This window comes from Streptomyces sp. NPDC088730, from assembly GCF_044751215.1.
In the GTDB taxonomy this organism is placed as follows: Bacteria; Actinomycetota; Actinomycetes; order Streptomycetales; family Streptomycetaceae; genus Streptomyces.
Genome location: NZ_JBIVLK010000009.1, coordinates 190,110 through 213,614 on the forward strand (window position 1 = coordinate 190,110; position 23,505 = coordinate 213,614).

Annotated in this window: 15 protein-coding genes; 9 read left to right on the forward strand and 6 right to left on the reverse strand. The window is 70.7% G+C overall.

The window, feature by feature from the left end; all coding sequences use genetic code 11:
* Positions 1–80 precede the first annotated feature (80 nt).
* The 4 genes from ACIP89_RS25965 to ACIP89_RS25980 all read right to left on the reverse strand — a co-directional run bounded on the left by ACIP89_RS25965 (position 81) and on the right by ACIP89_RS25980 (position 4,783).
* Positions 81–1,412, reverse strand: coding sequence for an ABC transporter substrate-binding protein (locus ACIP89_RS25965; protein WP_402117002.1), 1,332 nt, complete (start codon positions 1,410–1,412; stop codon positions 81–83).
* 62 nt (positions 1,413–1,474) lie between these two features.
* On the reverse strand, positions 1,475–2,464 hold the full coding sequence (locus ACIP89_RS25970) for a carbohydrate ABC transporter permease (protein WP_402117004.1): 990 nt from the start codon (positions 2,462–2,464) through the stop codon (positions 1,475–1,477).
* 3 nt (positions 2,465–2,467) lie between these two features.
* The gene (locus ACIP89_RS25975) at positions 2,468–3,394 is read right to left on the reverse strand and encodes a carbohydrate ABC transporter permease (protein ID WP_401928833.1); all 927 of its coding nucleotides are present in this window, start codon (positions 3,392–3,394) and stop codon (positions 2,468–2,470) included.
* Positions 3,395–3,799: 405 nt separating this feature from the next.
* Positions 3,800–4,783, reverse strand: a complete 984-nt coding sequence (locus ACIP89_RS25980) for a LacI family DNA-binding transcriptional regulator (RefSeq protein WP_401928835.1) — start codon at positions 4,781–4,783, stop codon at positions 3,800–3,802.
* 404 nt (positions 4,784–5,187) lie between these two features.
* Here ACIP89_RS25980 and ACIP89_RS25985 point away from each other — a divergent pair, with 404 nt between their 5' ends.
* Both ACIP89_RS25985 and ACIP89_RS25990 read left to right on the forward strand, forming a co-directional pair.
* A complete protein-coding gene (locus tag ACIP89_RS25985; protein WP_402117006.1) occupies positions 5,188–6,633 on the forward strand; it encodes an RICIN domain-containing protein in 1,446 nt (481 codons plus the stop codon).
* 157 nt (positions 6,634–6,790) lie between these two features.
* Entirely contained in the window at positions 6,791–8,872 is a 2,082-nt protein-coding gene (locus tag ACIP89_RS25990; protein WP_402117008.1) for a glycoside hydrolase, read from the forward strand.
* Positions 8,873–8,936: 64 nt separating this feature from the next.
* Here ACIP89_RS25990 and ACIP89_RS25995 read toward each other — a convergent pair whose 3' ends face one another.
* The gene (locus ACIP89_RS25995; protein ID WP_402117011.1) at positions 8,937–10,685 is read right to left on the reverse strand and encodes a glycoside hydrolase family 35 protein; all 1,749 of its coding nucleotides are present in this window, start codon (positions 10,683–10,685) and stop codon (positions 8,937–8,939) included.
* 439 nt (positions 10,686–11,124) lie between these two features.
* Between ACIP89_RS25995 and ACIP89_RS26000 the strand changes: the two genes are divergently transcribed.
* Both ACIP89_RS26000 and ACIP89_RS26005 read left to right on the forward strand, forming a co-directional pair.
* The gene (locus tag ACIP89_RS26000; RefSeq protein ID WP_402117012.1) at positions 11,125–13,410 is read left to right on the forward strand and encodes a right-handed parallel beta-helix repeat-containing protein; all 2,286 of its coding nucleotides are present in this window, start codon (positions 11,125–11,127) and stop codon (positions 13,408–13,410) included.
* Between the two features lie 14 nt (positions 13,411–13,424).
* Entirely contained in the window at positions 13,425–16,178 is a 2,754-nt protein-coding gene (locus ACIP89_RS26005) for a beta-galactosidase (protein ID WP_402117014.1), read from the forward strand.
* Positions 16,179–16,202: 24 nt separating this feature from the next.
* Here ACIP89_RS26005 and ACIP89_RS26010 read toward each other — a convergent pair whose 3' ends face one another.
* Positions 16,203–16,934 carry a GntR family transcriptional regulator gene (locus ACIP89_RS26010; protein ID WP_401928847.1) on the reverse strand — a complete coding sequence of 244 codons (732 nt, stop codon included), beginning with the start codon at positions 16,932–16,934 and terminating at the stop codon, positions 16,203–16,205.
* Between the two features lie 297 nt (positions 16,935–17,231).
* Here ACIP89_RS26010 and ACIP89_RS26015 point away from each other — a divergent pair, with 297 nt between their 5' ends.
* The 5 genes from ACIP89_RS26015 to phnE all read left to right on the forward strand — a co-directional run bounded on the left by ACIP89_RS26015 (position 17,232) and on the right by phnE (position 23,301).
* On the forward strand, positions 17,232–18,311 hold the full coding sequence (locus tag ACIP89_RS26015; protein WP_402117015.1) for a zinc-binding dehydrogenase: 1,080 nt from the start codon (positions 17,232–17,234) through the stop codon (positions 18,309–18,311).
* A gap of 229 nt (positions 18,312–18,540) precedes the next feature.
* Positions 18,541–20,652, forward strand: a complete 2,112-nt coding sequence (locus tag ACIP89_RS26020; RefSeq protein WP_402117017.1) for an alkaline phosphatase D family protein — start codon at positions 18,541–18,543, stop codon at positions 20,650–20,652.
* Positions 20,653–20,864: 212 nt separating this feature from the next.
* Positions 20,865–21,773: a phosphate/phosphite/phosphonate ABC transporter substrate-binding protein gene (locus tag ACIP89_RS26025; protein WP_401932822.1), complete on the forward strand. Its 909-nt coding sequence runs from the start codon at positions 20,865–20,867 to the stop codon at positions 21,771–21,773.
* A complete protein-coding gene (locus ACIP89_RS26030) occupies positions 21,773–22,486 on the forward strand; it encodes a phosphonate ABC transporter ATP-binding protein (RefSeq protein ID WP_401928855.1) in 714 nt (237 codons plus the stop codon). The genes ACIP89_RS26025 and ACIP89_RS26030 overlap by 1 nt, the downstream gene beginning before the upstream one ends.
* Complete coding sequence (gene phnE, locus ACIP89_RS26035) at positions 22,483–23,301, forward strand: phosphonate ABC transporter, permease protein PhnE (protein WP_402117019.1); 819 nt, start codon at positions 22,483–22,485, stop codon at positions 23,299–23,301. Before ACIP89_RS26030 ends, phnE begins: the two co-directional genes overlap by 4 nt.
* The last annotated feature ends 204 nt before the right edge of the window (positions 23,302–23,505 follow it).

Below are 23,505 nucleotides of genomic sequence, written 5' to 3' on the forward strand. Positions count from 1 at the left end.
GAGCATGCCATTGATGTCGATGGCATGCTCAGGCGTTCCGAGAGCGCGGCGGAATCAAACAGCGGGAATCGGCGGCTGGACTAGTCGACGGTGAAGCCCTGGTCCCTGCCGTACTTGACGCTCGCGTCCTGCCAGGCCTTCAGCCCGTCGGAGAGTGTGGTGGAGGAGACGTACGCCTTGCCCGCGGTGTCGTTGAAGATGGAGTTCGCGTACACCTGATAGGGCAGGTAGGACCAGTCCGCACCGACGTTGCGGGCCGACTCGGCGAACACCTGGTTGGCCTTCTGCCCGCCGAAGTACGGGAACGGGGCGTCGAGGAACGCCTTCGACTCCAGGTCGGCGCGGGTGGCCGGGAAGGCGCCCTGGGCGACGCGGGTGCTCGCACCGGCGCCGGTGGTCGCGAACTCGGTGAAGGCGTAGGCGAGTTCCTTGTTCTTCGCGGCCTTCGGCACGGCCAGCGAGCTGCCGCCGTTCTCCGCGCTCGTCCGGTCGCCCTTCGTCCACTGCGGCAGCGGTGCGACCCGCCAGTCGCCGGAGGCCGCCGGGACCCCGGAGGTGAGGTTGGCCGGCATCCAGGCGCCGATGGAGAGGGTGGCCAGGGAACCGTCGGCCAGGCCCTTGTACCAGGCGTCGCTCCACGAGCTGATCGGCGCGACCAGTTTCCCGTCGAGGAGCTTCTGCCAGGTCGCGGTGTACTTCTTGGTGCCCGCGTCGTCGAAGGCGACGCCCACGTTCGTGCCGTCGGCCTTGTAGGGGCGCCCGCCGGCCTGCCAGATGAGGCTGGTGGTGGCTCCGGCGTCGCCGGTGTCATTGGTGATGAAGACCTTGGGGTCGGCCTTGTGCAGGGTGCGGGCCGCCTCGACGTACTCGTCCCAGGTGGTCGGCACCTTGACGCCGTGCTTGTCGAAGACCTTCTTGTTGTAGAAGAAGGCCATGGGGCCGGAGTCCATGGGCAGGGCGTAGACCGCCTTGTCCTGCGTGACCGCGTCCCAGGGACCGGGCGTGAAGGTCTTGCCGTACTTCCGCGCGCCGTAGGGGGCCAGGTCCTCGACGGACTCGGCGATGGCGAACTGGCCGAGGGCGTAGTACTCGACCTGGGCGACATCGGGGGCACCGGAACCGGCGGCCATCGCGTTCTGCAGAGCCGTGTACTGCTTGTCGCCGGTGCCCGCGTTGACCAGTTCGACGTCGACCCCGGGGTACTTCTTCTCGAAGTCCGCCGCCACCTTCTTGAGCGTGGGCTCCCAGGCCCACACGGTGACCTTCCCGCCCTTCTCAAGCGCTGTCCTGACGTCCTGGGGGGAGCTGCCGCCCGCGTCGGAGTCCGGGTCGCCGCAGGCCGTGGCGGTCAGCGCGAGGGCGGAGGCGACGGCGAGCGCGCCGAGCAGCCTGCGGGTGGAGTGCGTTCTCATGGGATGTGCTCCTGGTCGGTGGTGCGGCGGAGAGGAGGGGCGGGCAAGAGCGGGAGGCCGCGTCATTCCTTGACGCTGCCCGCGGCCAGGCCGGACTGCCAGTAGCGCTGGAGCAGCAGGAAGGCCGCCACGATCGGCACGATCGTCAGCACGGAGCCGGTGATGATGAGGTCGAAGACGGGTTCGCCGCCCGCCGTCTGGGCCTGGGCGTTCCAGGCGTTGAGGCCGAGGGTCAGCGGGTACCAGTCGGGGTCCTTGATCATGATCAGCGGCAGGAAGTAGTTGTTCCACGTCGCGACCATCGAGAACAGCAGGACGGTGATGGTCCCCGGCATCAGCAGGGGCAGCGCGATCGTGAAGAAGGTGCGCAGTTCACTGGATCCGTCGATCCGCGCGGCTTCCAGCAGCCCGGCGGGGACGGCCTCAGCGGCGAAGACCCACATCAGGTAGAGCCCGAAGGGCGAGATCAGGGACGGGATGATCACGGCCCAAGGGGTGTTCGTCAGGCCCATGTTGCTGAACATCAGGAAGGTGGGGACGGCGAGGGCCGTACCGGGCACGGCCACCGCGCCGATCACCACGGCGAACACGGCGCGTCTGCCGGGGAAGTCGTACTTCGCCAGGGCGTAGCCGCCGAGAACGGCCAGGACGGTGGCGCCCCCGGCTCCGAGCGTGACGTACAGCAGAGTGTTGAGGAACCAGCGGACGAAGGCGCCGTCGTCGTAGGTGAGGGTCCGGGTGATGTTGTCCCAGAGGTTGAAGTCGTCGGCGAACCAGAGGCCGAAGGAGTCGAAGAGCCCCCGCTGGTTCTTCGTGGCGTTGATGACGAGCCACAGCAGCGGGGCCAGTGTGTAGAGGACGACGACGCCGGTGACCAGGGTCAGCGGGATGCTGGGGCGGGGGTTGAGCGGGGTGTGCGGAGCCCGCCGGGACCTCCGCGCGGAGTCGCCGGTACGGGAACGGGCGGTGGCCGGCGCTGGGGTACGGGAGGAGCGGTGTCCGGGTGAGGAAGGGGAGGACCCGGTTGAGCCGGTGGTGAGGGACGTGGTCATGGGTCAGCCCTTCCGCATGCCGCGCAGCTGGACCGCGTAGGCGATGATCGCGGTGATCACGCCCATCACGATGGCCACGGTCGCGGCGTAGTTGTGCTGCTGTCCGGCGAAGGAGAGCGAGTACGTGTAGAGGTTCGGGGTGAAGTCGTTGGTGATCGCGTTGGGCGCGAGCTTCTGCAGGATGCTGGGCTCGTTGAACAGCTGGAAGCTGCCGATGACGGAGAAGATCGTGGCGATGACCAGGGCGCCGCGGATCGCGGGGAGTTTGACCGAGGAGATGATCCGCCACTCGCCGGCCCCGTCGATGGCCGCGGCCTCGTAGAGCGAGCGGGGCACGACCCTGAGGGCCGAGTAGAAGATCAGCATGTTGTAGCCGACGAACTCCCAGGTCACGATGTTGCCGATCGAGGCCAGCACCAGCGAGGGGGAGAGCGGGTCGGGCAGCGACAGGCCGAAGGTGTCGTTGATGTTGCCGACCAGCCCGAACTGCGTGCCGTAGATGAAACCCCACATGAGGCTGGCGACGACGGCCGGCACGGCGTACGGCAGGAAGACGGCGACGCGGAAGAACGACCTCCCGTACAGCCTGCCGCTGTCGATCGCCAGGGCGACCAGCAGGGCGATGCCCAGCATGATCGGCACCTGGACGGCCAGGAAGAGACCGACGCGCTCCAGCCCTTCCCAGAACTGCGGGTCGGTCAGCGCCTGTTGGTAGTTGTCCATGCCCACGAACGACCTGCCGCCGATCATCCGGTCCCGGAAGAGGCTCAGGTAGGCGGCGTATCCGATCGGCGCGAGGAAGACGAGTGCGAAGACCGCGACGAACGGGCCGGCGAACCCCCATCCGGTCAGGCCGTACCGCCCGCGAGGGCGGCGCCGCCTCGGCCGGGGTGGCCGGGCTGCCTGGGCGGACGTCGACAGGAGCGTCATGGTGGTTCCTTGCGTCGTTGAGCGACCGGTCGGGAACGGAGCGGGGGAGGGGAGACCTCAGGGCCGACGGGCCGGAAGAAGACTGGGCCGATGAACCATGTTTACGTAATCATCGATAGCTGATGGTGGCACCACCCCGAGACGGGCGTCAAGCACGGTGCGGTGGTGAACAAAGGGGAATTGGGCGAAAGCCGAGGGTCCGGCCGCGCCGCGGGGCGCGCCGAAGGGGGTGGGTGGACGCCCGATCATCCGGTCCCGGACGATCCGGTCTGCCACCCTCGGACGAGGGGTGCGGCGCCGGATGCGAGGGGTGTGCCGAGCCGTGAGCCCGGGCCCCGGCTCACGGGCGCGCCGGAGCGCGGCCCGCCCACGGATGCGCGGGCGGGCCGTGGCGGGACCCCGGGGTCAGGCGGGCGGAGGCGCGGTGCTGGCCCGGACCACGAGAGTGGGTTCGACGGCGAGCCGGTGCGGGCCGCCCGCGCGGTGCTCGATCTGCTCCAGGAGCAGGGTCACGCAATGCCGTCCCACCACGTCGAAGTCCTGGTGGACCGTGGTCAGCGGCGGCTGGAAGAACCGGGCCTCGGGGACGTCGTCGAAGCCGGCCACGCTGACCTCCTCCGGCACCCTGCGCCCGGCCTCGTGCATGGCGCGCAGGACTCCCAGCGCCATCTGGTCGTTGGCCGCGAACACGGCCGTGGCGTCGGGGATCTTCGCCAGCGTCCGGCCGGCCAGGTAGCCGGACTCGGCACTCCAGTCCCCGTACAGGGCGGGGTGCAGGGGGGCTCCGGCCGCGAGGACGGTGTGCTCCCAGGTCTCCGCGCGTCGCCGGGCGGCGAAGGAGTCCCTCGGGCCGCTGACGTGGTGCACCGTGCGATGGCCCAGCTCCAGCAGGTGGGCGACCACGCTCCGGGTGCCGCGGGCCTGGTCGAAGTCGACATGGGGGTAGCGGTGCCCGGTGTCGCCGTCCGCGACGACGATCGGCATGGTCGGCGGCAGGCGCAGCGAAGGTGTGTCGAGCATCTGCGACTCGATCAGCACGATGCCGTCGACGGACTGGAGCATCAGGTGGCGGAAGGCCTGCTGCACGGCGGCTTCGGTCTGTGCGCGGATACCCATGAAGTTGACGGAGAAGCCGGCCTCGCGGGCCGCGTCCGCGATGGCGGCGAGCGTCCGGGCGTTCCCGTGCGCGCCGACGTCGAAGCTGACCACGCCCAGCGCCCCGAACTTGCCCGTGACCAGCGCACGAGCCGCCGCGTTGGGGCGGTATCCGAGTGCCTGCATGGCGTCGAGCACCTTGGCGCGCGTGGTGGCGTCCACGTTGTCGTGGTTGTTGGCCACGCGCGAGACGGTCTGGGAGGACACCCCCGCCTTCGCCGCGACCTCGGCCATCGAGGGCCACTTCCGGGGCGTGCGCGAGCGGGGTGCTCTCGTCGCCTTCTCCGCCACAGCCGACCGCCTTCTCTTGAGGGCCGTCTTCTCTTGAGGCCCGTCGCGAGTGCGCACACGGTGTGCTCCCGCTCCACAATGTTGGCGCAAACACACCGGCGGGTCAAAAACCTGGTCCGTCTCTGCCCGACTCCTTGACAGTATCCCGCGGCCCTCACACACTTCCGGACACATCGTGTTTACGAAAACATTGCGTAGACCGGTGATCGTTAAGGTCCGGATCGGCCGGCCACAGCTCCCCAACGGCCGGTGCTCCGGACTCCCCCACGCTCCGGGCCCCACGCGGTCCGGGATCTCGCAGGCCGCGCGGAGCGCCCGGTCCGACGAACACCACGAGGTATCGCGACATGCGACTCAAGATCTCCGGAAGGGCGGCCCTGTTCTCCGCCCTCTCCGCCCTCCTCCTCTCCCTGCTCGCCTCCGTGGGCACCGCCCACGCCGCCGCGGTGACCATCACCAACGCGACGCAGTTCACCGCATCCGACAACAGCCCCGTGCACGCCCATGGCGGTGGCGTGCTCAAGGTCGGCGCGTACTACTACTGGTTCGGCGAGAACCGCAACGCCGACAACACCTTCCGGTACGTCTCCGCCTACCGCTCGACCGACCTCAGGACCTGGGAGTTCCGCAACAACGTCCTGACCGAGGCCTCGGACCCGGAACTGGACCAGGCCAACATCGAGCGCCCCAAAGTCGTCTACAACAGCTCCACCAAGCAGTTCGTGATGTGGATGCACAAGGAGAACGCCTCCGACTACGGCGAGGCCCGAGCGGCGGTCGCGGTGTCCTCCACGGTGGACGGCGACTACACCTGGCGCGGCAGCTTCCGGCCGCTGGGCAACATGTCGCGGGACATCACGACCTTCGTCGACAAGGACGGCACCGGCTACATGATCTCGGCCGCCAACGAGAACGCCGACCTGCACGTGTACCGGCTGACCGCGGACTACACGGCGGTCGAGTCCCAGGTCCAGAAGCTCTGGGCGGGACAGTCGCGTGAGGCCCCCGCCATGTTCGAGCGCGACGGCGTCTACTTCCTCCTCACCTCCGGCGCCACCGGCTGGTCCCCGAACCAGCAGAAGTACGCCACCGCCACCAGCGTCACCGGTTCATGGAGCGGTCTGAAGGACGTGGGCGACCCCACGGCCTACCGGAGCCAGACCGCGTACGTCCTGCCGGTCCAGGGCACAGAGGGCACCGGCTACCTCTACATGGGGGACCGCTGGGGCAACGCGATGGGCGGCACGGTCTCCGACTCCCAGTACGTCTGGCTGCCGCTGACGTTCCCCAGCGGCACCAGCATGGCGATGGACTACTCCCCGCAGGTCACCGTCGACACCGCGGCCGGGACGGTGGCCGGTATGGACGTCAGCTGGGAGACGCTGACCGGGCACCAGAGCGGCAAGTGCGCCGACGTGTCGGACTACGACTCGGCGGACGGCGCCCAGCTGATCCAGTGGGGATGCGGCGCGGGCGTCAACCAGGACTTCTGGATGAAGGACCTGGGAACCGGCTACGTCCAGATCATGGCCCGGCACAGCGGGAAGTGCCTCGACATCGCCGGTGCGTCGACGGCGGACGGGGCCTACGCGGTGCAGAACACCTGCGACGGATCCGCCTCCCAGCAGTGGAAGGCACGGGCGACGGACGTGGCCGGTTCCGTCGAACTCGTCGCCCGGCACAGCGGGAAGTGCCTCGACGTCGTGAACCAGTCCAGGTCCGACGGCACGGCTCTCGACCAGTGGACCTGCAACTCGGGCGACAACCAGAAGTGGGAGCGCGCGGCGGCCTGACCGACCGGTTCCGCAGCGACACCGGGCGCGGTACCGCCGGTCCCGCACTGCCGCGCGCCGCGGGACCGGCGGTCCCCCTCCCGCCGGCGCCGCGGGACCGGCGATCCCCCCGCCACCCCCCCCACAGCTCAGCCTCCGAGTCCCCAAGGAGCACCTCGTGTTTTCCACCCGCACCCGGCCTGCACCCTCACGGCCCCGGTCCGGTTCCTTCGGCACGCCCGGAAGGAACGCCACCGTTCTGGGCATCGCCACGGCCCTCGCGGTGACCGCGCTCACGGCCGCCGGGCCCGCCCCCACGCCGGCGAGCGCCGCGGAGCCGTCGGCCGCGGCGCTCACGATCCGCCTCGATCCCAGCTACCAGCAACCGCCCTTCCAGGGCTGGGGCACCGCGCTGGCCTGGTTCGCCCACGTCACCGGCGGATGGCCCGACGCCCAGCGCGACCGGCTGGCCGATGACCTCTACGGCGCGGACGGCCTCGGATTCACCATCGCCCGCTACAACATCGGCGGCGGCGACAGCCCCGAGACCACCCCCTACATGCGGCCCGGCGCCGACGTCCCCGGCTACTGGAACCGGCCCGGACCCGAGGCCCCCGACTGGTGGGACCCGAACCGGGCCGATCACTGGAACGCCTCCGCCGACGCGAACCAGCAGTGGTGGCTTTCGGCCGCCGAGGAGCGCGGCGCCACCACCTTCGAGGCGTTCTCCAACTCGGCCCCCTACTTCATGACCAGCAGCGGCCTCACCTCCGGCGCGGCCAACGGCTGGGAGGACAACCTCCGCCCCGACCAGTACGACCGGTTCGCCGGCTACCTCACCGGCGCGCTCCAGCGGGCCCAGTCCGCCACCGGCGTCACCTTCGACTCCGTCTCACCGGTCAACGAACCCGGCACCGACTACTGGCACAGCGGCGGCCGCCAGGAGGGATCGCACTGGGACCCCGCCTCCCAGGCCCGCATGATCACCACCCTGCGCGCCGCGCTCGACGCCAAGGGCGTCACGACCCCGATCGCCTCGATGGACGAGACCGACCCGGAGAGGTTCCGGACGGACTGGGAGGCGTACGCCCCCGAGGTCCGCACCACGGTGGACCGGCTCAACACGCACACGTACGGGACGAACGGCCGCACCGGGGCGCGGGACATCGCCAAGGGCGCGGCCACACCGCTGTGGATGTCCGAGGTGGACGTCGGCGGCAGTGTCCCGCAGAGCTTCACCTCCATGAGCCCCGCGCTCGACCTCGCCCGGCGCATCAACGACGACGTGCGCGAGCTGGAGCCGCGCGCCTGGGTCCTGTGGCAGGCGGTCGAGGACTACGAGAACATGACACCGGCCCACGAGAACTCCAACTGGGGACTGATCCAGACGGACTTCACCCCCGACGACGCGGCGACCGAGCCGCTGCGGAAGAACAAGAAGTACTGGGCCATGGCGAACTACAGCCGCTTCGTCCGCCCCGGCGCACGGATCATGAACACCGACGACCCGCAGACCCTGGCCGCGGTCAGGCCGGACGGCGGTGTGGTCGTCGTCCACACCAACACCACCGATGTGGAGCGCGAAGTCACCCTGGACCTGGACGGCTTCGAGACCGCCGCCGACGGACCCGTCGAACGCTGGACGACCGACGCCACGAAGAACCTGCGGCGCGAGGCGGACGCGGCCGTGACCGGCCGCACGCTCAAGGCCGTCGTGGGCCCCGGCTCCGTCACCACGTTCGTCCTCCCCACGGTCAGCGGCGTGAACACGGCGGCGGCCACCGCGCCCACCGGAGCTTTGCGCCTGCTGCTCAACGACAACAGCGGCAAGGCCCTCGCCACCACCGACGGCGCGAGCACCGTCGAGCAGCGCACCACTGCCCCGGCCGACAGCGCTCAGCAGTGGAGCTTCACGAAGCTGTCCGCCGGCGACTGGGGCAGCACAGCCGCGTACCGGATCACCAACGCCGGTACGGGCAAGGCGCTTTCGGCGTCCGGCGGCGCCCTGACCGTCGCGTCGCCCGGACCGTCCACGGCGCAGCAGTGGATCCGCTCCACCACGGGCGACGGCCACAGCACCCTGATCAACCGCGCCACCGGAGAACTGCTCGACGTCACGAACGCCTCGACTGACGACGGAGCGCCCGTCGGCGTCTACCGGCCCACGACCGGCAGCAACCAGTCCTGGTCCCTGCCCGCCGCGGCGGCCGTCCAGCGGGCCCGCGGCCGGGGAGCGAGCCGGCGGCTGCGGCACGGCTGACACGCGATGAGCCGGGCCGCGATCCGAGGGCCGGAGCCCGGCTCATCCACGTCCGCTGCCGGAGCTACTCATCGGTGGGGCCGAGGTCGGCGCCCTCCCGGAGTTCGACGGTGCGGGCGCGGTGACAGGCGTGCAGCTCCAGCACGACGATCTCGTTGGTTCCGGTACGCAGCACCGGCGCAGGGACGTAGAGGGAGTGCTGCGGGCCGCGCGACCAGTACCGGCCCAGCGCGAATCCGTTGATCCACACACTGCCCTTCGTCCAGCCGCCGAGGTGCAGGAAGGCGTCCGCGGGCGCGTCGGCCTCGAAGGCGCCCCGGTGGAACGCGGGGCCGGCCGGCACCGGTCCCGCCGTGAACGGCAGCGCGCTCCGGTCGGTCAGCGGGAGCGGCCGGCTGGTCCACCCGGTGACGTCCTCGCCGTCCAGCAGGATCTCGCCCAGCAGGCCCTTGCGGTCGTGGATGCCCGGACCGTAGTTGACCCTTCCCTGGTTCTCCACCAGCACGCTCAGGGTGGCGCCCGCGCGGGGAGCGGTGACCGTCAGGGCGTGCTCGTGGCTCTCCCGTTCCAGCACGCCGGCCGGGACCCCGTCGACGAAGAACTGGGCTCGGTCCCGGACCTGCTCCACCTCCAGCAGAGCAGGCCCCGCGGCCCCCAGGGCCGTCTCGTACAGGACGAAACCGAAGTCCTGACCCAGCTGTTCCATGGTCAGCGGCCTCGGTGCGGTGACAGCCGTGCCGAGCGCCTCGGCGCACTCCAGCAGTCCGGCGCTCCCGGTGAGCGCGACGGTCCTCGGCGCGAGCTTCGGACCGCGCGGGGGGACGGGCCCGGCCGGGACCGGCGCGTACTTGGCGATCACGTCGCGGAAGGCGGTGAACTTCTCGGTCGGGTCGCCGGCCTCGTCGAGCGGGGCGTCGTAGTCGTACGAGGTGACGGTGGGGCGGTAGGTGTGCTTGTCGTTGGCGCCGTTGGTGAAGCCGAAGTTCGTTCCGCCGTGGAACATGTAGAAGTTCACGGAAGCGCCGGTGGCCAGCAGTTCGTCCAGTTCCCGGGCCGCCTCGCCGGCGTTCCGGATCACGTGGCGGCTTCCCCAGCGGTCGAACCAGCCGATCCAGAACTCGGTGCACATCAGGGGCCCCGTCGGCTGCCGGGCGCGGAGTTCGGCCATGCCCTGCGCCGAGCGGCTGCCGAAGTTGGCCGTGGCCAGGACCCCGGGCAGGCTGCCACGCGCCAGGTCGTCGGGCTGGTCGCACGTGAACAGCGGTACATCCACCCCGCGGCGGCGCAGCGAGTCCGCGAGATGCTCCAGGTAGGCGCTGTCGTCGCCGAACGCGCCGTACTCGTTCTCCACCTGGACGGCGAGCACCGGGCCTCCCCGGGTGGTCAGGTGGCGCCTCAACGGGGTCAGAAGCCGGTCGAAGTAGTCGTCGACGGCGGCGAGGAAGCGCGGGTCGCGGGTCCGCAGCCGGATTCCGGGGTCCGCCAGCAGCCAGGACGGCAGGCCGCCCCCCTCCCATTCGGCGCAGATGTACGGGCCGGGCCGCAGCAGTACGTGCAGTCCCTCGGCGGCGGCGAGGTCGAGGAACCGGGCTATGTCCAGTCCGCCGTCCGTCCTGAACTCGCCGGGGCGCGGCTGGTGGAGGTTCCAGGGCACGTAGGTCTCGACGGTGTTGAGGCCCATGAGCCGGGCCTTGCGCAGCCGGTCGGCCCACTGGCCGGGGTGCACGCGGAAGTAGTGCAGCCCGCCGGACAGGAGCCGGAACGGTTCGCCGTCGAGGGTGAAGCCGCCGTCGTCGATCTGAAGAAGGGGCATGTACGAGTGCTCCTGTGCTGAGGTGAGGTGCGCTGTCGCGTGGCCGGGCGGGCCCGTCGACAGCTATGTTTACGTGAACACTCATGGATGGCAAGCATTCGGGGATCTAACGGCCAAGGGGGCTGCGGGCAGGGGGAGTGCGGGCCGCCCCTGCCTCGTATGCGAGGGGTGGCCGGACCGGTCGGTTGCGCCCATCGGCAGCTTTGATTCACACAAGGTGCAACACAACTGCACAGATATTGACGCCAGTTGGGCGGCGTGCTGGACTGAATCCAACACGCAACCCCTATACGCCATCGCGTCCCACTCAGGAGTGTTTACGTTCCCAACTGGTGTGCGCACCAGCGGCCGGGACGCCGCCGGGGTCGCGCGCACCGGATGGGCCAGTGCTCTCCGACTGGCTGTCACTTTCCCCCACCAGAGCCGCAGGAGTCCCCCCATGCAACCCCTTCTCCGCCGGCCCGTGCTCGCCCTGGGCGCGGCCGCGGCCCTCGCCGCCACCGCACTGCTCGGGCCCCTGCCCGTGCAGGCCGCCCGCGCGGCCTCCGAGACCGTGGTCGAGGTGACGGCGTTCGGCGCAGACCCGACGGGGCGGAGCGACAGCGCCGCCGCGGTCGCCGAGGCGGTGCGGCACGCCAGGACGATCGAGGGCCCGGTGCGGATCGTCTTCCCGCACGGCACCTACCAGATCTATCCGGAGCAGGCCGAGGTCCGCGAACTGTACGTCTCCAACACCGTCGGCGCCGACCAGTCCTACCGGGACAAGCGGATCGGCATCCTCCTTGAGGACATGGACGACGTCACCGTCGACGGCGACGGATCGCAGCTCCGGTTCCACGGGCTGATGACCGCCTTCGCGGCGATCCGCTCCCACCACGTCGCCATCGAGGACTTCAGCTTCGACTACACCGCCCCGAAGGTCGTCGACGCCACCGTCAGCGAGACCGGGGTGGCCGACGGCCACGCCTACCGCGTACTGAAGATCCCCGCGGGCAGCGGGTTCTCGGTCGGAGACCGGCAGGTGACCTGGCTGGGGGAGACCAGCCCGGCCACCGGCCGGCCGTACTGGTCCGGAGTCAACGGCATGCAGTACACCCAGATCCACGACCCCGCGGCGAAGCGCACCTGGCGCGGTTCCAATCCGCTGTTCGACGACGTGGCCGCCATGACGGACCTCGGTGACCGGAGGCTGCGCATCGACTACAGCAGCGGGGCGGCGCCGGACGACCGAGGGCTCGTCTACCAGATGCGCCAGACCACGCGGGACACCCCCTCGGCCCTCCTCTGGGAGTCGGAGGACGTCACCGTGGAGGGGCTGAAGGCCCGCTATCTGCACGGCTTCGGCTTCGTGGGACAGCTCAGCGAGAACGTCACCATCAAGGGGAACGAGTTCCGGACGGACCCCGCCTCCGGACGCACCACGGCCGGGTTCGCCGACTTCGTCCAGATGTCGGGGGTCAAGGGGCGGGTGAACATCAGCGACAACGTGTTCGACGGCGCTCACGACGACGCGATCAACATCCACGGCACCTACCTGGAGGTGACCGGACGCCCCGCCCCCAACGCGCTCGGCCTGGAGTACATGCACAACGAGACGGCCGGCTTCCCGCAGTTCCACCCCGGCGACACGGTAGAGATCGTGGACAAGGGCACCATGCTGCCGGTGCCCGGCGCGACGGCCCGAGTCGTGTCCGTCGACGGCCCCTCGGGCCAGGACCACGACAAGTCCCTGACCAGCATGGTCGTCACCTTCGACCGGACCGTCCCGGACTCGGTCACTCCCCGGGACTTCGTGGTGGAGAACACCACCTACACCCCGTCCGTCGAGATCAGCGGCAACACCTTCCGTGACATCCCCACGCGCGGCGTCCTGGTCACCACCCGCAAGCCGGTCGTCATCGAGGACAACGTCTTCGACGGCATGTCGATGGCCAGCGTCTTCATCTCCTCCGACGCCTACCAGTGGTACGAGTCCGGCCCGGTCACCGACGTCCTGATCCGCCGCAACACCTTCCAGCGGCCGGCCAGTCCCGTGATCTTCGTCGAGCCGACCAACCGGACCGTGGACGCCGCCCACCCCGTGCACCGTGACATCCGGGTCGAGGACAACACCTTCAGCACCGGTGACGTGCGGCTCCTCGACGCCAAGAGCGTGGGCGGCATCACGTTCACGTCGAACAGGGTGGCCCGTCTCGACCGCCACACGGCCTTCGCCGCAGAGGCGGAGAACCCGTGCCCGGCACCGGGCACCACGACCTCCGTGCGTACCGTCACCACCGCCTCCCCGTACTCCACCTCGCTGTTCTCCTACCGGGGCTCCTCCGGAGCCGTCATCAGCGGCAACGACTTCGACAACGGGCTCAACCTGCGAGCCGGCCTCGATGCCACAGACCCGGACCAGGTCACCGGTGACGAGGTGGTGAACGGCGCCGACCACGTACTGCCGCTGCTGCCGACGACCGGCTACACCAGCAGCAACGCGGCCGTCGCCGCTGTCGGTCCGACCGGAGAGGTCACGGCCCGGTCCGCGGGCACGGCCGTCATCACCCCCGTCACGCACAGCCAACTCGGCGACACCACAGGCGTTCCGGTCGGACTCACCGTCGGCGCGGACCCCGCCTCGCCCGGCTGCGCCAAGCCGCTCGGCCCGGACACCGGCGTCACCGCCGGGCACTCCCTCGACGGCACCGACTCCACCCGCGCGCCCGCGACGGCGAAGCAATGACATCAGGAGCCGACATGGACAACCCGAGAAGTGACGTGGGCGCCGGACCGGCCCGCCGCAGCGTGATCCGGATGCTGGGGGCCGGGGCGGTGGCCCTCGCCGCCGGCCCGGTGCTCAGCGGCCTGATCACGCCCGCGCGGGCGTACGCGGCGGACCGGGTGGCCGGCGCCCCGCTGACCTTCACCAACGCGCACAGCGGCTGCGTGCTCGATGTGTACGGCCGCGCACCGGACGACGGCGCGGCGGTCATCCAGTGGACGGCCACCGGAGCCGCCAACCAGGAATGGACCGCGGTCGACGAGGGCGACGGCTGGGTGACGATCGCCTCGATGAACTCGGGCAAGGTGCTCGACGTGACGGGCGGCCGCACCGACGACGGCACGCGGGTGATCCAGTGGAGCGCCGGCGGCGGCGCCAACCAGCAGTGGAAGCTGACCGACGCCGGACAGGGCCGGGTGAAGATCGTCAGCAGAGCCGTCGGGAAGCTCCTGTCGGTCGTGGAGTCCGCGACGACGGCCGGCGCCGCGGTCGAGATCCGCTCCGACACCGACGACCCGTCCCAGTGGTGGACGGCCACGCCCGCGCCCTACCGGCTGGACGCCACCGCCACCGAGTCGCGCCCCGACACACCGCTCGCCAACGCCGGTGGCGTCGCGGGCGGGATCACCTACGGCGTGACGCGCAACGGCTGGTCCCGCGACGGTGCGCCCTGGTATCCGGTGAGCGGTGAGTTCCACTACGTCCGCCATCCCGCCGGGCGCTGGGAGCGGGAACTGGGCAGGATGCGGGCCGCCGGGGTGGGCATCGTGGCCACCTACGTGTTCTGGAACCACCACGAGCAGACCGAAGGCACCTTCGACTGGGCGGGACGCAAGAACCTGCGGGCCTTCGTGGCCGCCGCCCAGCGGCAGGGCATGCTGGTCTGGCTCCGGGTGGGCCCGTTCATCAACGCCGAGACCACGAACGGCGGGCTCCCCTCCTTCGCCCTGCCCGGTTCACGTACCGATGACGCGGGGTACCTGGCCAGGGTCGACGCGTACTTCGCCCGGATCGCCGCTCAGCTCGACGGGATGTGGGCGGCGGACGGCGGCCCCGTCGTCGGCATCCAGCTGGAGAACGAGTTCGCCGACGGCGATCCGGCACACATCACCACTCTGCGGCGGATGTGCGCCGCCCACGGCATGGTGGTGCCCTACTACACCGTCACCGCCAACTCCAGGTTCGACAAGGACACCGCGATTCCCCTCCAGGGCGCCTACACCTACCGGGGGTGGGAACGGGGCGCCGGCACCTCGGCCACGTCCGGGTTCATCTACGGCACCGACGAGTGGACCGCCAACACCGACATCGGCGGGTCGACCTACGACACCCTCGACTACCCCCGCGGATTCTGCGAGCTGGGCACCGGCAGCCCGATGCGGGGCAACGACCGCTTCCTCGTCGAGCGCGCGTACGTAGCGGCGCACGCCTACGACAGCGTGGGGCGGGGCGCCAACTACCTGGGCTACTACATGTTCCACGGGGGCACCCAGATGCCGGGCCTGAGCGGAGACTGGCCGCTCACCTACGACTTCCAGGCCCCGCTGGGCGAGTTCGGCCGGATCCGGGACTCCTACCGGCACTACCGCCGCCTCCACACCTTCGTCACCACCTGCGCCGGGGAACTCGTCCGCACGCGGATCACCCGCGACCCCGGACAGATCATGGACCCGGCGCAGACCCGCAGGCTGCGCTACATCGGCCGCTTCGACACCGAAGGCCGCGGCTTCGTCTTCGTCAACAACACCCAGCGCAACGTGGCGCTGCCGGCCAGGTCCGACGTCCAGATCCGCGTGAACACGGCCGGCGGCACGGTCACGTTGCCCGCCACCGCGCTGACGATGCCGCAGGGCCGGTACAACCTCTTCCCCGTCATGACCGACCTGAACGGCGTCGACCTGCGCTGGGCCACGCTCGAACCGCTGGCGAAGCTCACCGGTGACTCCGTCCCCACCTGGGTCTACTGGGCCCCGGACTGGACGGACCGCGCGCTCGCCTTCGACAGCACCACCGAAATCACCGGCGAACTGGGCACGGTCAGCCAGACCGTGGCCGGGAACGAGCGCATCGCGACCGTACCGGCCGGGCAACGCACCTCGCTGCTGGTGCGCAGGGCCGGTGCCGCGGCCCCGTCCGCCAGGATCATCGTGCTCACCGAGGCCGAGTCGCTGAGCGCGGTCGTCACCCCGCTCGACGGCCGTGACCGCCTCGTGCTCACCGGCCCGGCGAACGTGACCGGCATACAGCCGGACGTGCGGTTCAGCGGCCCGGCCGGCAGCGGGATCACCGCCGAGGTCTTCCCCGCGGCAGGCCTGGCGCCGGGCGCCGGGTGGAAACCGGCTCCGGCCGGGAAGCCGTTCACGGGCCGCACCTACCAGCTCCCCGCGGCCCCGGCCGCTCCGCGGCTCACCTCCCTGGGCGGCGGCCGGTGGCGCGTCGACAGCGGTGCGACGGACCTCGCCGGCCTGGCCGAGGCCCATCTGGTGCTCGACTACCGGGGAGGCGGAGCGACGCTGACCGGTGCGGGAAGCAGGATCACCAACGACCTCTACCACGGCGAGCCCTGGACCATCGATCTCAAGCACCTCGACGAAGCCGCCCGCGCCGACCTGATCCTGGAGGTCTCCGCCTGGGACGACGCGATCCAGGGCGTCCCACGCCCCTCCGGCACCGTTCCCGGCCTGCCCGCATGGACGTGGGAACCACAGCACGAAGTCAGCTGGCGCTGACCGCTCATGGGCCGGGCACCGCGCTCAGAGCATGGCGGTACGGGAACTGCGGGTGTTGGTGACCGTCACGGTCGCGGTGTCCGAGCGGTAGCGGTCCTCGGACCATTCGACGGGGGCGCCCTGGGAGTCCGTCGTCAGGCGCCGCTCCCTGAGCAGCGGGAAGCCCTCGGGGACCTCCAGCAACCGCGCGTCCAGGGCGTTGGCGGGTACGGCGTCGAACGTGTGCCGGGCCGAGTGCAGATCCACCCCCTGCTCGGTGAGCAGAGCGTAGATGGAACCGGCGTCCAGATCCGCGGAGATCAGCGGGCGGCCCAGCGACTCGACGTACGTCATGCGTTCCAGCATCGCGGGGCGTCCGTCGAGCAGGCGCAATCTGACGAGCTGCACCGCGAGGTCGTCCGGGTCGATCTGCAGGGCCGCGGCGATCTCCGGTTCCGGGCGGCGCAACGCGATCTCCTGCAGCCTCTGACCGGGGGAGTAGCCGGTCAGTTCCGCACGGCGGGTGAAGGACAGGAACGACTCGAACGGCTGGGTGGGAACAGTGTCCAGCACCACGGCACGCTTGCCCTGCCCACCACCGATGAGCCCCTCGTCCCGCAAGGTGGCGAGGGCCTGGCGGACCGGTCCTCGCGACGCCGAGAACTCCTCGCAGAGCTGGGACTCGGACGGCAACGATCCACCGACCGCGAGGCTCCCGGAACGGATGCGATGACGGAGGTCGGCTGCGATGGTCCGGTGCAGAGGGGTGGCGGCCATGGACTTGACCCTACAGGTCTTCGTCCCGTCCCTCCGGTCCCCGCCCGACGGGCCCGGCGGGCCCTCCCGACGCTCCCGCCGAGGGTGCTTCCGGGCGATTCAGAAAGAAATACCCCTCTGTCGCGGATGGTTCGGCCGGTCTCACGACCGGCCGCGGACCGGACGCGACCGGCTGACTGTCGTCGGCGAACAGCCTCTGCATCCTCTGTTCATCCAGAGTTTCACTCCAGCCTCGAAAAGCTGTCTATACAGGTTGTCCGCACACTGGCAGTACTCGTGATGGATTGGGTTGACGCGATGCCTGGGACCACTCCCGACGAACTTCTCGACGTCCGCTACGCCCGCTGGGACGGGGTCGGCCGGCCGTTCACGCTGGTGACCACGGTCACTCCCGGGTCGCCGGGCGAGGGCGAGGTGCTGGTGCGCATCGACCTCGCCACGGTGTGCGGCAGCGATCTGCACACCGTGAGCGGCAGGCGCCCCTCCCCGGTTCCGGCGCTGCTGGGGCACGAACAGGTGGGCACCGTGCTGGCGGTGGGCCCGGGAGCCCCGTCGTGCGTGGACGGCGCTCCGGTCGTGCCGGGCCGGCGGGTGGTCTGGTCGGTCACCGCCTCCTGCGGTACCTGCCCGCGCTGTCTGCGCGGACTTCCGCAGAAGTGCCGGGAGCTGCGCAAGTACGGGCACGAGCCGCTGGACGAACAGGCGCCCCTGACGGGCGGGTTCGCCACCCACTGCGTGCTGCGGCCGGGGACCGCCATCGTCGCCGTCCCCGAGGGGCTGCCGGACGCGGTCGCCGCCCCGGCGGCCTGCGCGACCGCCACCGTGGCCGCCGTCATCGCGGCCGCCGGCCCGCTGGAGGGGCGCGAGGTACTGGTCACCGGCGCGGGCATGCTCGGCCTGACCGCCGTGTCGATGGCCGCTCTCGGGGGCGCCCGCGTGAGCGTCGTCGATCCGTCCCCGGCCCGGCGGGCGCGCGCCGGAGAGTTCGGGGCCGCCCGGGTGCTGGACGTCGGTGAACCGCCGGGCCCGGCCGACCTCGCCCTGGAGCTGTCGGGCAGCACGGACGCGGTCCGGCTGTGTCTGTCCGCCCTCGGCATCGGCGGGACCGCCGTGCTGGCAGGCTCGGTCTCCCCCGCGGACACCGTCCCCCTCGACCCCGAATGGCTGGTGCGGGGGCTGCGCACGGTCACCGGTGTGCACAACTACCGGCCCGCGGACCTCCAGGCGGCCGTCGCGTTCCTCGCCGCCCGCCACGCCGCCCACCCCTTCGCGGAACTGGTGGAAGGGGCTCATTCGCTGGGGGAACTCGGCGCGGCCGTACGGGCCGCCCGGGGGGCGGACGCCCCGCGCCAGGCCGTTCTGCCGGGACTGGGCTGAGCGGGCTCCCACCCGCGACGGCCCGGCACCGAACGCGTGGTCCCCGGTGCGGGTGAACAGTGCACAGCATGTCAATGGTCCGCATGAACTCCGAATGACTTGTCGATACAAGCTATTGCCGCCCACCGCTCGCTCTGCCAGCGTCTGCGGCACGGGCCCGGAAACGGGCACCCACCGCCCGGTCTCCTTATCCCGACCGGGCGCACCGGACCTTCCCAAGGAGACGCACATGCCGGACAACGGCCTGGACAGACGGAAGATACTGACGGGCGGCGTCGCCGCGGCTCTCACGGCCGGTGTCGCCGGACCGGCCTCCGCCGCCGTCGCCGCACCGCGCGCCGCCGACGACACCGCCCCGCTGCGCGCCGCCGTCCTGGAGTACGAGGACCCCTGGACCAAGGCCCTGGGCCTGGCCGAACTGCTGCGTACCGCGGGCTTCGAGGTCGTGCCGCTCGATCTTGCGCTGCCGGCCGACGAGCAGCCGCAGCAGGTCGACCTGATCGCCTTCGGCACCTTCACGAACAACAGCGACGACTACCTCGACTACGTCGCCGGCCAGGCCGACTCACTGCGCCGGTTCGTCGCCGGCCACCGGGTCGTGCTGGACCTGGCGCAGTCCGACCAGTACGGCGCCGCGGTGGCCTACCTGCCCACCGGTGTCTCCGCCGTGCGCACCGACGCCGACTACGACACGATCCACCCGGTCGACGCCGGCCACCCGCTCGTCAAGGGGCTGCGCGTCAGCAACGGCCGGCTGTTCACCGGCCGGAACGCCAGTCCGCGGGTGAGCTACGAGACGGTTCAGCGGTGGAGCGGGATGCGGGTCCTGATGGCCTGTTCCGCCTCCGGATTCCCGCCCGCGCTGCTGGAGGGCCAGTTCGGGACCGGCCGGTTCCTCGTCACCAGCCTGACCGTGGACAAGATCCGCAACGGCGCGGGCGCCGTCGTGCAGCCGGCCGGCGCGGTGGCGGACAGCGAGGCGTTCTTCACCGCGCTGGCCGGCTACGTCGCGTCGGTGCGCACCGGCACGGCCCCCACCGTGGTGCCGACGCCGATGCCGCCCGAGCAGCCGGTCGGCCCGATGGTCGGCCACACCGAACCGGGCAGCGCCCGGATCTGGGCCCGCCCCGGCCTCGACCCCTCGCTCTACGCCCGCTGGAACTGCGCCTACCGGGAGCTGGGCGGGACGCGCGCCAGGCCCTGGCGTACCGTCACCACCGCCGTCGAGCCGGGCAACGACAACACGCTGATCGCCCAGTTGCGGGGTCTGGCGCCCGACACGGCGTACGAGTTCGCCCTCACCCCGGTCAGGGAAGCGGCCGATTTCACGCCGATGACCGGATCCTTCACCACCTCGCCCGACCCGGACAGGCCCTCTGTGGTGACCATGGGGATGGGCTCGTGCGGCCCGTCCGTCCCCGACCACGTCTGGACGGCGATCATGGATGAGGGCTGCGACAGCTTCGTCATGCTCGGCGACACCCCGTACGTGGACAGCGCCGACCTCGAAGTGGCCCGCCGGAAGCACCGTACGTTCCTGGTGCAGCCGGAGATCTCCCGCATGATCTCCTCCATGCCGGTCTGGGCGACCTGGGACGACCACGACTTCGGCGGCAACGACTTCCACGGCGACTACAAGAGCAAACGGCAGAACCGCACGGCCTTCGTCAACTACCGCGCCAATCCCACCTTCGGGCAGACAGCGGACGGGAAGATCCTCAAGCAGAGAACGGACGGCGAGGGTGTCTATACATCCTTCCGCCGGGGTCCGATCGAGGTCTTCCTGCTGGACCCGCGCTGGTTCAGCCGTACCGCGCCGAGCTGGGCCGACAGCACCCAGGTGACCTGTCTGGGCACGGTGCAGTGGGACTGGCTCCGCGGGCAGCTGAGCCGGAGCACGGCCCCGTTCAAGGCCATCGCCACCGGCATGATCTGGGACGACAAGGAGAACGCGGAGAAGGACGACTGGGCCACCTACTCCTACGAGCGGGACGCCGTCTACGACTTCATCGCCGCGGAGAAGATCCCGGGCTGCTTCCTGATCGGCGGGGACATCCACGTCTCCCGTGCCCTGAGTTACGGCCCCCGCGTCGGCTACGACCTGTGGCAGTTCATCGTCAGCCCCATGCACGACAGCACCATCCCGAGTCTCAACGTGCCCAGCCCGTACCTGGTGCACAGCGCCGTCGAGCCGCACGTCTTCCTCAAGCTGGTCGCGGACACGACGCTCGACATGCCGACCCTCACGGCGACCTGGATCAACCGCGACGGTGAGCGGCTCTTCGAGGTGACCCGCACCGCGGCCGAACTCGGTCACACCGCCCGCCACAGCCGCCACTGAGCCGCGCTTCCGTCCCTTCTGGCCCACCGCCGGGAGGGACGGACAACTCCCCGCCGACTCACGGATGAACAGTTGGCAACCTGTCGATACAAGTGTTGACCGGGGTGGCTGTGCCTGAAACGTTGGGCACAGCCGCCACGGCGCACGACTCCCCCCCACCTCTCGCACCACCGCCTCCTTCTCCCGCGCTGCCCTCGAACCCGGAGCTCACCGTGCTCGTCCGCCCTTTCCTCCTCGCCACCTCGCTCACCGTTGCCGCCGCGCTGACCCTGACCGCCTGCGGCGGCAGTTCGGACGCGGCAGAGTCCGCCGGCTGCCCCGGCGGCAAGATCCGCTTCGGCGTGGAGCCCTTCGAGGACCCCGCCAAGCTCACCCCGGCCGCCGAGGTCCTTGCCGACGCCCTCGGCGAGAGCCTGGACTGCGAGGTGGAGCTGACCGTCACGGAGGACTACTCCGCCGAGGTCCTCGCCATGGAGAACGGCAAGCTCGACATCGCCATGTTCGGCCCCCTCGGCTATGTCTTCGCCAGCGGGCGGGCCAAGGCCGAGGCCATCGCCTCCTTCGGCGACGGCAAGGGGAAGGTGTCCAGCTACACGGCCGGTATCTGGGTGCCGAAGGACGAAGCCGTCAGGTCGGTCGCGGATCTCAAGGGCCACTCCCTCGCGCTGGCGTCCGTGGGATCGACGTCCGGCGACGCGCTGCCGCGCCAGGCGATGCTCGACGCGGGCCTGAAGAAGGACGACGTGAAGGTCAACTACGCCGGAGGCCACCCGGAGGCGCTGCTGGCCCTCGCCAAGGGCACGGTCGACGCAGCCGAGATCAACTCCCAGCAGCTGGCGAGTGCCACCGCCGCCGGCACCTTCGACCCGTCCCGGTTCCGCAAGGTGTGGGAATCGGCCCCGATCCCGAACGACCCGATCACCGTGCGCGGCGAACTCGACGCGGAGTTCAAGAAGGCTGTCACCGACGCCCTGCTGAAGCTGCCGCCGGACAAGGTCGGCAAGATCGGCGCCCTCCTCGACGTCGACCCGCCGGCGCCGCTGATCGCCGTGGACAAGTCCACGTACCAGCCGCTGTTCGACCTGGCGGCCGCCCTCGACCTGACCGAGAAGGACGTCTGATGCTCGCCCTGTCAGGTATCACCGTGCGGTACGGAGAGCGGCAGGTGCTGCACGGGGTGGACGTCGACGTCGCCGGGGGTGAGCTGCTCGCCGTACTCGGGGCCAACGGTTCCGGCAAGTCGACCCTGCTGCGGGCCGCCGCCGGTCTGGAACCGATGGCGGCGGGCAGCGTGAGCATCGACGGGAAGCCGTGCGCACCGCTGGACACCGCCGTGGTCTTCCAGCACATCCACCTCGTGCGCCGGCGCACCGTCCTGGAGAACGTGTGCGCGGGCGCCCTCGGCCGGCTCCGGCTGCGGCACTCGCTCCTTCCCGCCCTGTTCCCGCGCGCACTGCGGGAGGAGTCGATGGCCTGCCTGGACCGGGTGGGTCTCGCCGACCGGGCGCACGACCGCGCGGGCAGCCTCTCCGGCGGCCAGCAGCAGCGGGTCGCGGTGGCCCGTGCCCTGTGCCAGCGCCCCCGCGTGCTGCTGGCCGACGAACCGGTGTCCGCGCTCGACCCGGCCGCCTCCGAGCAGGTACTCGCACTGCTGGCCGAGCTCGCCCACGACGCGGGCCTGGCCGTCCTCGCCGTCCTGCATCAGCCCTCGCTCGCCGCCCGCTACGCCGACCGCGTGGTCGGCCTGCGAAGCGGCCGGGTGATCCTGAATGGGCCGCCCGGCCAGAACGTCGACGCCCTGTACGGGGCCGCGGCCGTGGAGGCCGTCTCATGACCGAACTCAACAAGATACGGATGCTTCCCGTCCCGGCGAAGCCAGCCCGGCCACGGGCCGCCGCCGTGGGAGCCGTGGCCGCCGCCGTGGTGGTCACCGCTCACGTCATCGCGTGGAACACCACCGAGATGTCCTTCGGCGCACTGGCCGAGGGCTGGGGCGGCATCGCCGGCTTCCTGGGTGACGCGATCCCGCCCGATCTGAGCTGGGGCGTCCTGGAACCCAGTCTCGACGGTGCTCTGGTCACGCTGTGGATCGGCCTGCTCGCCACGACGTTGTCCGTGCCGTTCTCGCTGCTCCTGGCGCTGCTCGCGGCACGTGGGACCGCCCCCTCCGCGGCGGTCTACCAGGCCGCGCGTTCCCTGCTGTCGTTCCTGCGCGCCGTGCCCGACGTGGTCTTCGCCCTGATCTTCGTCACCGCTGTCGGACTCGGCCCCTTCCCCGGCGTCCTGGCGTTGCTCCTCCACAACACCGGTGTGATGGGCAAGCTGTGGGCGGAGACGCTGGAGGACGCCGACCCCGGCCCCGTGCAGGCCCTGCGCTCGGCGGGGGCGGGCAGGATCCAGACCGCGGCGCACGCCCTGCTGCCGTCCGTCACGCCCCAGCTGATCGGACTGCTGCTCTACCGGCTCGACGTCAATGTGCGGGCGTCGCTGGTGCTGGGACTGGTCGGCGCGGGCGGGATCGGCTTCCTGATCAACCAGTCGATCAAACTGTTCCAGTTCGACGAGATGCTGACCCACATCCTGGTCGTGCTGGTCCTGATCGTCGCCGTCGACCGGCTGTCGGCGTGGGTGCGGCAGCGCCTGGCCTGACCTCACAGCACTCCGTCGTCAGAGACGTCATCTTCTCGAATCAGATAGGAAATTGGTGACGTGATGGTTGACCGGGCGGCTCGCGCCGTCAAGACTTTCCTGGCGTCAGATCCTTAGGTGGTCCCCTCGTACAGCCCCCGGTCCCGATGATTCCGGGGTGCGGACAGGGGCCCTCAGGGAGCGTGATGTCGGCGGTAAATCATA

Bases quoted from the DNA above. Each gene is read 5' to 3' on its own strand.
- ACIP89_RS25965 (WP_402117002.1), bottom strand. From the start codon at position 1,412: ATGAGAACGCACTCCACCCGCAGGCTGCTCGGCGCGCTCGCCGTCGCC.
- ACIP89_RS25970 (WP_402117004.1), bottom strand. From the start codon at position 2,464: ATGACCACGTCCCTCACCACCGGCTCAACCGGGTCCTCCCCTTCCTCA.
- ACIP89_RS25975 (WP_401928833.1), bottom strand. From the start codon at position 3,394: ATGACGCTCCTGTCGACGTCCGCCCAGGCAGCCCGGCCACCCCGGCCG.
- ACIP89_RS25980 (WP_401928835.1), bottom strand. From the start codon at position 4,783: ATGGCCGAGGTCGCGGCGAAGGCGGGGGTGTCCTCCCAGACCGTCTCG.
- ACIP89_RS25985 (WP_402117006.1), top strand. From the start codon at position 5,188: ATGCGACTCAAGATCTCCGGAAGGGCGGCCCTGTTCTCCGCCCTCTCC.
- ACIP89_RS25995 (WP_402117011.1), bottom strand. From the start codon at position 10,685: ATGCCCCTTCTTCAGATCGACGACGGCGGCTTCACCCTCGACGGCGAA.
- ACIP89_RS26000 (WP_402117012.1), top strand. From the start codon at position 11,125: ATGCAACCCCTTCTCCGCCGGCCCGTGCTCGCCCTGGGCGCGGCCGCG.
- ACIP89_RS26005 (WP_402117014.1), top strand. From the start codon at position 13,425: ATGGACAACCCGAGAAGTGACGTGGGCGCCGGACCGGCCCGCCGCAGC.
- ACIP89_RS26010 (WP_401928847.1), bottom strand. From the start codon at position 16,934: ATGGCCGCCACCCCTCTGCACCGGACCATCGCAGCCGACCTCCGTCAT.
- ACIP89_RS26015 (WP_402117015.1), top strand. From the start codon at position 17,232: ATGCCTGGGACCACTCCCGACGAACTTCTCGACGTCCGCTACGCCCGC.
- ACIP89_RS26020 (WP_402117017.1), top strand. From the start codon at position 18,541: ATGCCGGACAACGGCCTGGACAGACGGAAGATACTGACGGGCGGCGTC.
- ACIP89_RS26030 (WP_401928855.1), top strand. From the start codon at position 21,773: ATGCTCGCCCTGTCAGGTATCACCGTGCGGTACGGAGAGCGGCAGGTG.
- phnE (WP_402117019.1), top strand. From the start codon at position 22,483: ATGACCGAACTCAACAAGATACGGATGCTTCCCGTCCCGGCGAAGCCA.